At 40.0% G+C, this 12509-nt stretch carries 12 protein-coding genes and 1 pseudogene; all 13 read right to left on the bottom strand.

Features of this window, described 5'->3' with window-relative positions; all coding sequences use genetic code 11:
• Positions 1-242 (bottom strand): annotated as a pseudogene (locus BCG07_RS12340) (glucan biosynthesis protein D); the annotation flags it as partial.
• A 253-nt stretch (positions 243-495) separates the two neighbouring features.
• The gene (locus BCG07_RS12335; protein ID WP_286890358.1) at positions 496-3222 is read right to left on the bottom strand and encodes an ExeM/NucH family extracellular endonuclease; all 2727 of its coding nucleotides are present in this window, start codon (positions 3220-3222) and stop codon (positions 496-498) included.
• A gap of 130 nt (positions 3223-3352) precedes the next feature.
• Positions 3353-4363 (bottom strand): porphobilinogen synthase, encoded by a 1011-nt coding sequence (gene hemB / locus BCG07_RS12330; RefSeq protein WP_243532269.1) that lies wholly within the window; start codon positions 4361-4363, stop codon positions 3353-3355.
• A gap of 12 nt (positions 4364-4375) precedes the next feature.
• Entirely contained in the window at positions 4376-6229 is a 1854-nt protein-coding gene (locus BCG07_RS12325; protein WP_286890356.1) for a sensor domain-containing diguanylate cyclase, read from the bottom strand.
• Positions 6229-7014 (bottom strand): TatD family hydrolase, encoded by a 786-nt coding sequence (locus BCG07_RS12320; protein ID WP_286890355.1) that lies wholly within the window; start codon positions 7012-7014, stop codon positions 6229-6231. Before BCG07_RS12320 ends, BCG07_RS12325 begins: the two co-directional genes overlap by 1 nt.
• On the bottom strand, positions 7014-7514 hold the full coding sequence (locus tag BCG07_RS12315) for a hypothetical protein (protein ID WP_008127154.1): 501 nt from the start codon (positions 7512-7514) through the stop codon (positions 7014-7016). The genes BCG07_RS12320 and BCG07_RS12315 overlap by 1 nt, the downstream gene beginning before the upstream one ends.
• A gap of 1 nt (position 7515) precedes the next feature.
• Positions 7516-8256 (bottom strand): twin-arginine translocase subunit TatC, encoded by a 741-nt coding sequence (tatC, locus tag BCG07_RS12310; protein ID WP_243532276.1) that lies wholly within the window; start codon positions 8254-8256, stop codon positions 7516-7518.
• A 48-nt stretch (positions 8257-8304) separates the two neighbouring features.
• Positions 8305-8637 carry a Sec-independent protein translocase protein TatB gene (gene tatB / locus BCG07_RS12305; RefSeq protein ID WP_006793860.1) on the bottom strand — a complete coding sequence of 111 codons (333 nt, stop codon included), beginning with the start codon at positions 8635-8637 and terminating at the stop codon, positions 8305-8307.
• A 5-nt stretch (positions 8638-8642) separates the two neighbouring features.
• Positions 8643-8879, bottom strand: a complete 237-nt coding sequence (gene tatA / locus BCG07_RS12300; protein WP_008127151.1) for a Sec-independent protein translocase subunit TatA — start codon at positions 8877-8879, stop codon at positions 8643-8645.
• Positions 8880-8959: 80 nt separating this feature from the next.
• Positions 8960-10561: a ubiquinone biosynthesis regulatory protein kinase UbiB gene (ubiB, locus tag BCG07_RS12295; protein WP_286890353.1), complete on the bottom strand. Its 1602-nt coding sequence runs from the start codon at positions 10559-10561 to the stop codon at positions 8960-8962.
• A 9-nt stretch (positions 10562-10570) separates the two neighbouring features.
• Complete coding sequence (locus tag BCG07_RS12290; RefSeq protein WP_286890351.1) at positions 10571-11245, bottom strand: ubiquinone biosynthesis accessory factor UbiJ; 675 nt, start codon at positions 11243-11245, stop codon at positions 10571-10573.
• Positions 11246-11256: 11 nt separating this feature from the next.
• Positions 11257-12012, bottom strand: coding sequence for a bifunctional demethylmenaquinone methyltransferase/2-methoxy-6-polyprenyl-1,4-benzoquinol methylase UbiE (gene ubiE / locus BCG07_RS12285; RefSeq protein WP_006793864.1), 756 nt, complete (start codon positions 12010-12012; stop codon positions 11257-11259).
• Positions 12013-12095: 83 nt separating this feature from the next.
• Positions 12096-12509: GGDEF domain-containing protein (locus BCG07_RS12280; RefSeq protein WP_286890349.1), on the bottom strand; the 414-nt coding region annotated here is incomplete at its 5' end.

Below are 12509 nucleotides of genomic sequence, written 5' to 3'. Positions count from 1 at the left end.
TGATAATTAATGTTATTTAGTGCATCAAGTTCAATATTGTTTGGCGCCTTATAGTCTTCACTGGCTAATTTTTTTGCACGTGCGCTGATAACATCAAATAAACTACTTTGTGAAATAGAGGCTTTGGTGGTACTTGCTAATGCTTGGTTACTAACTGCAAATGTTGAAAGTGCAATAAATAAACCCAAAATCGATTTAGTATGAGACTGCCATCGTGTTGTTAATTTGATAAGTTGCTTCATTTTTTCTTCCTTTATGAAAACGGCTAGGTCACATTTAAAAGTGATTTTTTTACTTAATGGGTAAGCCTAAATTAATCTATGAATTTGATGTTAAGTACTGAAGTTACGAGGTTTGTAAAGTTACATTTAATAAAAAATGAACTACCTAACGCAAAAGATATTAAGGGGGGATAGCTGAAGCTTGTCTGAATTATTTTTACAGAGGAATAAAAAAAGCCGCGAATGCGGCTTTTTATTTTTTACTTTAAGCTAATTATTTCTTTTTAAAGCGACGCACTATAGAAAGTGGTGCTAAAAGAAGAGATAACCAAAGCAATGAGCCAGCATCGTTATCATCATCTGAACGCAAGTTATTTACCTTCACAGCAACTTTTTCAGCTTTTGATACATTACCAACGCTATCTTCAACTTGTACAGTAAACGTAATGCGGTTTTCAAATTCATAATCAATTTCACCAGCAACAATTAGCTGACCTTGATCATTAATTGACACACTATCGTTTTCAGACACGATAAATTTAACAACAGGTGAATCTTCAGGGTTAGGATCTGAGTAATCAAGCATGCCAATAACAGTACCTACAGCGCTGTTTTCATCAATAGAGAATACTTGATCTGGGGCAACCACAGGAGTCTGTTCTTCTGGTGTAAGCACAACTTCAGATTTGATATCAACAATCACAGGGTCATGATCAGACGCGCGGTATGCACTTTCTGAGTAAAGAGTAGACTGATGCCCTTCGCTCTTAAACTCTACATTGTAATCAAGTACGATAGGCTCATCGGCATTAATGTGCCAATCTTTAGCAGCCACTACTTTACTAAGTAAAGACTCAGTCGCCACTGCATGGTCAAGGCTACCAGCACGGCCTGAGAAGCTGTAAGAGTAAGCTAATGTATTACCATCAAGCTCAGCAACAACATTTTTGTAGCCTTTTTCGTCAAATTTGCGAATTGGATCTTCCATCGCGTAGGCGTTCATATCACCCACTAAGATAATATCTTCGTCGTCTACACCTGTTGGTTTGCTGTCTAACCAATCAGCAAATGCGCTTGCACCTTCTGTACGGATTTCATTCCAACATGCTTGACCATCGTTTTGATCTTCATTAGCGCCACTTGCACTACCACAACCGCCTTTTGATTTTAAATGCGCGACAGCAACAGTAAATACTTCTTGCGACTCTAACGATTTAAAGCTTTGTGCGATAGGTGTACGGTTGCTGAAATCAAATGGTGCTGCGGTAGTAATAGCAGCAGACCCTACTTCTTCAACTTTGTTTGCGCGGTAAATAAGTGCTGTCGTAATTGCATCAGTACCAACTTGGTTAACGTTAAAGTCTACAAAAGCATATTCGTTAGCACTGTCAGCATCATTTAGTGCGTTTACTAAACTTGCAATTGCACTAAACTCACCAAAGCCATCGTTTTCAATTTCCATTAAACCAACAACGTCAGCTTGCATTGCGCTAATTGCACTTACTAACTTAGCTTCTTGGCGAACCAACTCTTCAAGTGAGTCAGCACCGCGGCTAGTTGGGAAACCAGCACCTTGGCCGTCACCGTTGAAGTAGTTTAAAACGTTAAAGCTTGCAACTCGCAGGTCTGCTTCAGGATTTAGTTCCGGTGCGTCTTCACGTGGGTTAGTTGCAATAAATTGCGGTGCAACTGTTGGGTGAATACGGTATGTGCTGAAGCTATACGCTAAAGCACCCGTTACGCTGTTCACACTATCGCCTGTACGTAATGTGTTTTCTGCTGATAAACCTGGGGTCGGGTAAGCAGTAGGATCTGAGTTTTGAACAGTTGAACCGTCATCAACTAAGATTTTTTTAGTTAAGTTTTCTACTTCAACTGCGTTAGCTGCATCGCCAGGCATAGCAACTTGTGTGCCTTGGTATAAACGTTCTGTTGCAAGCTCAACTTCACCGTAACGGCCTAAACCAAAGTTATTTGTTACAACTAACTCTTGGTCTAAAGTAACCAGCATTCCTTCAAAGGCTTCTAAATCATCTTGGCTTGCTAAAGGTAAAGAAATTTTAGTGGCACTTACTGATTGACCCGTTGCACATACCGCAACTTGAACAACATCAGATATTTGCGTTGAATCGAAGTATTCATCAACTGTACCTTGAACACGTACGTGATCGCCAACGTTTACATCTGTATCTGCAAAGTAAACAAATACACCTTCAGAAGTTAGTGGGTTTGTATCTTCATCAGCGGCAAGAGAGGTTACAAAGAAACCTTTAAGTTCATCATCACCTTGGAAGTCGGCAGTAACAATACCCTCTAGTTCTACTAGTGTGTCAACTAGTGGGCTTTCGTTTCCTTCGCCTTGAATAGCACTAATTAGCGTTTTGTCTGCAGCACATACGATTGGATCAATTGGATCTGGTTCAGGTTCTGTTCCGCCACCATTACCCGCATGAGAACCGAGACCGTCAAAGGTATCAATATCAAACTGTTCCCACTCTTCACTTGGTAAAAACTCAGCAGTTGAATCGGTGCGACCTGACGTTATGCTTAGCTTACGGCGTAACGTTTTGTTTTGTGTTTGTGCCGTAGCATCGGACCAAAATGACCCAGGATCAACCCCCACTTGGCCAAAGCTATCAACAATCACGCCGTCTTTAGTTAAAACAAGGGCATCATCACCGTTGTAGTAAGTCACAGTGCTAGTTGTATCTGCAATGTCCAGTATGTCGGCTGTTGCACCCGGATTTGAAATTATGTAGGTAGTATTAGCGGCTAATGTACCTGTTAAATCAATCGAGTTACCAACTGAACTGCTACCATTTGAATAAAGTCCTAAAACATAGCCTTCAAGAGAAATCTCGGTATCAGCATTATTATAAAGTTCAATGGCTTTATTATTACTGCTACCTTCAATATATTCAGAAATGATTAGATCAGCGGACGCTGGTGCACTAAGACCTGCTAGTACAAGCGCCAGTGGCGTTATTTTTGTTTTTAACATTTTTTATTATTCCCGTGTATTTAAATCCCAAAATGGGACACCAGTTTAGAGAATCTAAATGACAAAAATAATACAATTATGTTAATGAATGTAAACGAAAAGGCGGTTTTACCGCCTTTTTATCAATTACTTACTTTTTAGTGAGGTATTGCGCGGCTTGCTTAGCGAAATAGGTTAATATGCCATCAGCCCCTGCGCGCTTAAAAGCGAGTAAAGACTCCATAATTGTGGCTTCTTCGCTCAGCCAACCGTTATCAATCGCTGCTTTGTGCATTGCGTATTCTCCACTAACCTGATATGCGAAAGTAGGTACACCAAATTCGTCTTTAACGCGGCGGACAATATCAAGGTAGGGCATACCGGGTTTAACCATCACCATGTCGGCACCTTCTTGTAAATCAAGCGCGACTTCTCTAATTGCTTCATCTGAGTTGGCAGGATCCATTTGATAGGTTTTCTTATCGGCTCCTTTTAAGTTACCTGCAGAGCCTACAGCATCTCTAAAAGGCCCGTAGTAGCTAGAAGCATATTTAGCTGAGTAAGCCATAATACGTGTATGAATATGGCCATCTGCTTCAAGTGCTTCGCGAATAGCGCCAATACGACCATCCATCATGTCAGATGGCGCAACTACATCTGCGCCTGCCTCGGCGTGCGAAAGCGCCTGCTTAACAAGAATTTCAGTGGTTATGTCATTAATTACATAACCTTTATCATCAATAATGCCGTCTTGACCATGAGTAGTAAATGGGTCAAGGGCTACATCGGTAATAACCCCAAGCTCAGGAAAAGCTTCTTTTAAAGCGCGCACAGTACGTTGTGCTAAGCCATCTTCATTAAAGGCTTCTTCAGCCATCAGGGATTTTTTGTCACCAGGAGTTACCGGAAAAATAGCCACGGCAGGTACACCTAAATCTACAAGCTCTTTTGCTTCTTCAAGCAAAAAATCAATCGATAAACGTTCAATTCCAGGCATAGATTCGATGACTTCTCGGCGATTCTTACCTTCTAGTACAAAAACAGGGTAAATGAGGTCATTTACACTAAGTTGGTTTTCGGCCATTAGACGACGAGAAAAGTCATCGCGGCGCATTCTGCGCATACGAGTATATGGGAAAAGGTCTAGTCCAGATTGGGCCATATTACTATGCTCCTATTGTATAGTTTCAAAATTAACAACTTGGTTACGACCTTGTTGCTTAGCGCTATAAAGTGCTTTATCTGCGCATTCCGTGAATAACTCAGGGGTATTTATATCATCAGCGATAAATGTATAGACACCGGCACTAATCGTAAATTTAACCTCAGCACCTGCAACAATGACTGGGTTTTGGTATATATGTAGTCGTATTTGTTCTGCTATATCAAAAGCGCCTTGGTTTGCAGTGTTAGGGAGTAAAATTACAAACTCCTCACCGCCATAGCGAGCGACCTCATCCAGCGGTCGTTTCAAAAAGCGTTTGATAATATCAGCAGTTGCTTTTATAACGTTATCACCGCTTAAGTGTCCGTAGGTATCGTTAATTGTTTTAAAGTGATCGATATCAATCATAATAATACTTAGCGGTGTTTGTTCTCTTCGTGAACGACGAAGTTCCATTACCAGTTTCTTATCAAAAAAGCGGCGATTTTTAGCGCCTGTTAGTGCATCTTCTGTATTGAGCTGTTCAAGCTCTCTGTTTTTTTCTTCAAGTTCTCTAAGTGTTACTTGTAGTTCAAACGTTCGCTCGTCCACTTGTGATTCAAGCTCGTACTGAGCTTCTTCTTGAAGTGCGAGTCGCTCTTTTAACAGTGTATCTTGAGCCGTACTTTCTGCAATCACAGTTTGTTGTTCGATTATCTGCTCATCTCGTTCAGTTATAAATTGCTTCATAACTGCATAACATAAGCAAAATGTACAACTAAAAAAGAACACCGATACAATGAACAACCCCATTGTTTCAAAGGTGTACCATCCCATCACGGTTATAATAAAATAAACCGTTACTGCATTAAAAAAGCCTAAAGCTAGTAATAATGCATTTATAGATTTTGAAGGGTGGGAGCGAGAAGATAAGTAGGTTGTTAAAAAGTATAGAGTTAAAATAAAAGGGGTCATTATTAGGCAATATGCGGTGACTAGCCAGTTAGGAAATAGCCAAATAAATAACAGAGAGACAGCAAGCAATTTTGTTATTAACTTTTGTACACGTGTTATTTTTTGAGCGTGAGGCTTGCACATTTGTTGTTGAAGAGGGGAAAACAATAACGCGATTAAAATAAGTAATATTGGCATTATTACTTGTTGGATTGTGGGAATATTTGGATGCAAATAACGAAATCCAAAACCGCCAAGGTACGCTAAAAAAAGCCCTAGCGTGAAAGTGATAGCTCCCGCTAGCGCAAAATAGCGCTTTCGAGTAAATCCATACAAAAGTATACAGCTTAATGCCAGTGCTGCTAAAAAGCCGACCATTAATCCATAAACTAAGTTGAGACCCTCTTTTTGAGTTAAATAAACATCTTGTTGCCATAAGCTGATAGGAATACGTAAACCTGATGGGTTACTAACTTTGAGAATAACCCGAGTGGAGGAGCTTGCTGGAAGCGTTAATTTAGTTAACAAAAACTCACTCTTTATAGTACGTTCATCAAGCGAGAATGAATCACCTAGCCGCATTTCTGACAGTATTTGTGCATTTCTCAAGTGAAACAGCTGAACTTCATTTAAAAATGGATTGTCTATTAAAATTAATGGACTAAAGCGACTATTTAACGTGTTATTTATTTCAAACGTAACCCAAACAGGGCGGCTTTCTAGGCCAAAATTTAACAGTTTGGTGTTAACCGAATGCCATTTATTAGGCTCAAGTTGTAAAGCTGTTTCTATCGATGAAGGCTCAAAAGAATAAGTAAGATTTGTAACGATCTGGGATGAAAAATCTGAATTTATTACTACGGTAGACGCAAAGCTTTTAAAAGTGAAAAGCACTATAAGTAGGCAAATAGCAGCCTTTAAACTGTTCATTAACGGGCTTCTAAACCAAAAACAGTATAAAAGTTATCTGTTGTTTGCTTAGCCACACTCTTGGCATCTATTTGATATAGCTCAGCAAGTGTTTGGCAGACATGCGTTAATAGTGCTGGCTCATTTCTTCGCGACTTAGGCTTTGGTTTAACTGTGCGTGGAATTAAAAAAGGCGCATCAGTTTCTATAAGTAAGCGGTTTAAGGGAATGCTTGGGGCTAAAGCTTGCAATGCTTGTCCGCGTCTTTCATCACAAACCCACCCTGTGATACCAATGTATAGGCCTAATGCTAAATAACTTTTGAGTGCGCTTTCATCTCCTGTAAAGCAGTGAAGCACACCGCGAACATTGAACTCCGTAAGAATATTGATCATGTCATCACTCGCATCACGCTCATGCAAGTAAACCGGTAAATTTAACTTTTCGGCTAGTGCAAGTTGGCGTCTCAATACGCTACGTTGAACATTTCGAGGCGAAAAATCACGGTTATAATCAAGCCCGCATTCACCAATAGCAACAACCTGAGGTTGAGTGGCAAGCAATGTTAATTGGTCTTCTAATGAATCAGTTGCTGTTTTGGCATCATGTGGATGAATACCGGCGGTTGAAAACAAGTGATAGCTTTTAGCAAGTGCTAAAGATTGCTCACTTGATGAGATGTCGCAACCAATAAGCAGCATTTTTTCGACACCCGCGCTTTGAGCGCGGGAGATGATATCTGAATGCTCATTATCAAACTGGTGGTTTGTTAAGTTAACGCCAGCATCAACCAGTGTGTAAGGCATTACTTAGTTCGTTTAACGCGAATAGAACGGTTTTGACCATCTTTTCGTAATAAAAATGAGTTAAATACACCGCGGGTAATGGTTACAGTATCAGACTCTTTCAAACGCATGCTATCAGAACCAATTTGGCGCCATTTTTGGTTGTTATCCAAAGTGATGATCAGCTCACCATAGGGGGCTTTGTCAACAGATGTTACCGCTGCTTTTATTTCACTGTCTTTTTCTGTGTGATTTTCTTTGTGCTCTAGACCGAAGTCTTCTTTTGGCGCTTCAACTGCAACAACAGGGACATTGGTGGCTGTTGTTGGCGCTGTCACTTTTTGGGTTACTGTAGATTGTGTAAGTGGTTTACCCGCCATTGTGTTGTCGTAACAAAGTAGGCGGTTAAAGTCATTTTCGATAAAGCTACACGCTTTTAGCGTTTGAGTATTAATGTCTGACTGCGCAGAAAATGCAGGTGCGCTCAATATAACCAGTAGTGAGAGTATTTGTTTTTTCATTTTATTCCTCAACTTCTTCTCGTGGTTTAGCGGTGTAAAATTTCGCTAAAATTAAACCTAATTCAAACAAAAGCAACATCGGAAATGCTAATAATGTCTGCGATAAAACATCGGGCGGCGTTAAAAACATCGCCACAACAAAAACACCCACCACAATATAAGGGCGCTTTTCTTTTAAGCTCGTTGTTGTCGTTGCACCACTCCAGCACAAAAGCATAATAGCAACTGGAATTTCAAATGCGACGCCAAACGCAAAAAACAGCTTTAATACAAACCCTAAATAACTACTTATATCTGGCGCTAGGGTCATCATTTCAGGCCCCGTATTGGTAAAAAAACCTAAAATAATGGGTAGCACTACAAAATAGCAAAATGCGATACCGCCATAAAATAGTAAAATACTGGAAGCAAGAATAGGCATCAGCATTTTCTTTTCATGCTGATATAGTCCCGGCGCTATAAACCCCCAAATTTGATGCAATATCCAAGGTATAGACGCAAATAATGCAACAAATAAAGTCAGCTTAAATGGGGCAAAGAAGGGGGCTGTGACATCGGTTGCAATCATGGTTGCAGTGCTTGGTAAATGAGAGACTAACGGCTGCGCAACAAACGCGTATATATCGTTTGAAAAATATACTATTGCAATAAAAATAACTAAAATACTCAACAGTGATTTTATAAGCCTGTCACGCAGCTCTATTAAATGAGCTACAAACCCCGATTTTACTTCCTCAACCATTTTTATTTATACCATTTAGTAAGTTGACCATAGAAAGGTAAATTAAATTCACTTTTTTTCATCAATTTGTTGGTTAGGTTCTGATTCTTGTGGCTGTTTTTTATAGCTGTGAGTCACTGATTCTGCAGCCTGTTTTAGCTCACTTAATGAGCTTTGTAATTCAGGGCTTAAATCTTGTAGGTTTTGTTGCTCAGCTTTTTTTAGGTTTTCGTGGAGCTCGTGTACGCGCAATTCTTCACTCACTTCAGCTTTAACTGAATTAGCAAGAGATTTAACAGTTTTGATCCAGCGACTAACAGTTCTTATTGCAACGGGTAAACGTTCAGGCCCTAATACAACAAGCCCTACAATAAAAACAACAACTAGCTCCCACATGCCCATGTTAATTAAGCCTTATCGGTGTCTTTTGTTTTTTCAGTATCAGTCGTCGTTTTTTGTGACGTTTGAATTTGTTCAGGGGAGTCTGTTTCAGTTGGTTTTTCATCCGACATTGCTTTTTTAAACCCCTTAACAGCACCGCCTAAGTCACCCCCCATGCCGCGTAATTTTTTAGTACCAAAAAGAAGTACAATGATTGCCAAAACAATCAATAATTGCCAAATACTAATGCCGCCCAATCCCATGGTTCTCTCCAAATAATAAAATGATTAAATGTATATTTTAAATACTAATTATACGCCCTAAACCGTAAATAGCACTTTGTTTATGTGTGTCGCCATGCCGCAATAAAACACGCGGCGGAACAGGTTGCTGTAACGCCCGCAGCAATTAAATCATGTTGCAAATAACACAGTGCAGACACTACCAAAGTAGCACTCCCCAACAAGCTAAGCACTAACGCTTTATGAGAAGCTGGCTTTACAACTGTGTGGGTGCGCACTGGGCGCTTTAAGTTTTGATAAATCAAGTCAGGTAACTCAGGCATTTTTTCAGCCCAGAATGGTAGGTTTGCATACATTTGTTTTAAGACAGATAGCGGCCCTACTTGTTCTTTAACCCACTGCTCTAAGAAGGGTTTAGCCGTTTTCCATAAATCTAGTTGAGGATAAAGCTGTCTTCCCAGCCCTTCAACATAGAGTAATGTTTTTTGAAGTAGCACCAATTGTGGTTGCACCTGCATATTAAATCGACGCGCGGTGTTAAATAAATTTACCAGTACATGCCCAAATGATATTTCAGCAAGTGGCTTATTAAAAATAGGTTCGCAAACAGTGCGAATAGCAAATTCAAACTCTTCGATACTGGTATCTTCAGGAACCCAGCCAGAGTCAACATGCAGTTGGGCTACTTGGCGATAGTCGCGATTAAAAAAGGCGATAAAGTTTTCTGCTAAATAGCGCTTATCTTCTTTGCTCAAGGTACCAACAATACCGCAATCAATACCAATATATTTAGGATTTTCGGGATGCTCGCGAGATACAAAAATATTACCGGGATGCATGTCTGCATGAAAAAAACTATCTCTGAATACTTGTGTAAAAAACACTTCTACACCACGTTCTGCAAGCAATTTCATATTAGTATTTTGCGCTATTAACGACTCGGTATCTGACACGGGTATACCGTAAATACGCTCCATCACTAACACGTTGCTTCGGCTGTAATCACTGTAAACAGTAGGGATATAGAGCGCATCTGAATCATCAAAATTACGTTTTAATTGAATGCCATTGGCACCTTCACGCATTAGGTCTAATTCATCAAGCAGTGTTTTTTTATACTCTTTTACTACTTCAACAGGGCGCAAACGTTTTGATTCGTTATGAACATTAGCAAGTACCTGAGCAAGCTTTTCCATTAATGCTAAGTCTGCATTTATTTGTTCATGGATATTTGGGCGAATTACTTTAATAACAACATCTTGCTCAATATTATCGTTGTCAACTAGTGTTGCAGTATGCACTTGCGCTATTGATGCAGATGCCAATGGTGTTTGTGAAAATTCACTAAACAGCTCGCTAATGTCATTAATCTCGAGTGCATTTTCTATAATTTGTTGTGCCAACTCACCTTCAAAAGGCTGAACTTGGTCTTGCAAAAAGGCAAGCTCTTGCGCGATATCGTGAGGAAGTAGATCGCGACGTGTTGACAGCATTTGGCCAAATTTAATCCATACAGGTCCTAGCTCTTGTAATGCTAAACGTAAGCGCAGTCCTGCAGGTTTTTCTTTATGCTGATTTCGTAGCCAAAATAAACACCCCCTGGCAATTTTTGCAAACCAAGGTGTTTTACTTTTAGGCACTAATTCGTCTAAACCATAGCTAAGTAATGTTTTAGTGATGTAATACAATCGTGAAGAAGACACAAAAAGTCCTTAGCGTGTTTTGGCGCTTAATAAAGTGTTTATACGCTGCTCTATGGCGGCAACTTGGCCTTTTAGCTCTCGGTTTTGTTGTTTAAATCGTGCAAGTTCTAAAGGGTGAATTGTAACAGCTAGCTCGTCTTGAAATAAGCTTGTTAAAGTGGTGCTTAGTTGCGCGTTAATTTTGCTACCATGGCGCTTTATCGACATAAAATGCAAATAGAGTTGTTGAGCTGGTGCATCGCCAATATAACTTGATAACTGTTCGGGCCAATCTATGTCTAACCCTGAAAATGCACCGCTATATGCTTGCGCTATATTCAAGTCGCCTTGTAAATCGAGTTTATCTTGACGAATTAGCTGTGTAAGCATGGCTGGGTTTTTAAGGGCAACAAGCGTGTCTATATCGGCGCTGATCATGCAATCGCTATAATCGCTGTTGTCAGCGGCATAAAGGTGTAATTTTTCGTCAGCAAAAACAACCTGTATGGTTTGTTGCCAGTCTCTAACTTCAACAAGTAAACGCTGTTGTTTTACCGTGTTTAGCTTTTGGGCAACGTTAGGGTCGAGTTTAAGTGCTTGATTTAAAATGCGCTCAACAAGCGAAAGTACAAAGTTAGGTAGCATCAAAAAGGTCGATGTATCTGTATTATCACTGTTTTTTTCAGATGCTTGATCAAGCGCCATGACTCTGTGCCTTAATATTTAAAACCACGGTGAAGGGCAACAATTCCGCCAGTTAGGTTTTGATACGTTGTTTGTTCAAACCCAGCTTCATCCATCATTGCTTTAAGCGTATCTTGGTCTGGGTGCATACGAATTGACTCTGCTAAATATTGATAAGACTCACTGTCGTTAGCAACTAGCTTGCCCATTGTTGGCAGTAAATTGAACGAGTAAAAATCATACGCTTTGCTAAGTGCTTCGTGTTTTGGCTTAGAAAACTCTAATACTAACAAACGACCACCTGGCTTTAGTATGCGATACATTGAGCGCAGCGCCTTGTCTTTGTCGGTTACATTACGTAAACCGAAGGCAATGGTGATCACATCAAAGCTGTTATCTGGAAATGGCAGCATTTCAGCATTCATTTGTACGTAGTCAATATTGCCTACAAGGCCTAAATTATGAAGCTTTTCACGACCTACTTTGAGCATAGATGAGTTAATATCGCCCAAAACCACTTGGCCAGTTTCACCGACCAGTTGACTAAATTTTGCAGTTAAATCGCCTGTACCACCGGCTAAGTCAAGAACATGATGGCCTTTACGCACGCCTGAACTGGCTATAGTTTGACGTTTCCATAAACGGTGGACACCAAAAGACATTAAATCATTCATTACATCGTACTTAGCCGCAACAGAGTGAAATACATCTGCAACCATTGATGCTTTTTCGTTTTCAGCAACGGTTTTGTAGCCAAAGTGCGTGGTCTTTTCTGGGGTCTCGTTCATGATTAATCTCTATCGTGGCAATAAGCACTAGTGTACTTTATTGTGCACCGAAGGTGCAATTTGAATATGATTTATCAGGTGTTTTATTGGCCGGCGGTAAAACTACTTTGGCCAAGAGAGCGGGCTTTAAATGCCGCGTGTGATGCCTTTTTAGCCAGTTGGTTAAAGTCTTCTTTTTGCTGATGCTGAGCAATTCCAAGCGATAAGTTAATGCTGGGCAGTTTTGCGCCACTTTTTGAGCTTACAAAACGCAGTTTTTCTACACCTTTACGAACTTTTTCAGCAATGAGAATTGCTGTTTCTGGATCAATGTCAGCTAATAAAACAGTGAACTGATCTTTAGCGGTACGCCCCGGTAAACCACTTTGCATTACATACTTTTGAACTTGTTTAGCCACTTTATTTAAAATCACTTCACCAATAATATCGCCAAAGTTATCAACAAAATGCGCTAAATTATCGATTTGAATGGCAATGGCACAAATAGACTTGTCTTG

Source organism: Pseudoalteromonas sp. ESRF-bin5 (genome assembly GCF_002632075.1).
In the GTDB taxonomy this organism is placed as follows: domain Bacteria; phylum Pseudomonadota; class Gammaproteobacteria; order Enterobacterales; family Alteromonadaceae; genus Pseudoalteromonas; species Pseudoalteromonas marina.
The sequence above is the reverse complement of the archived record's forward strand: the minus strand, read 5'-3'. Positions and strand labels throughout refer to the sequence as shown.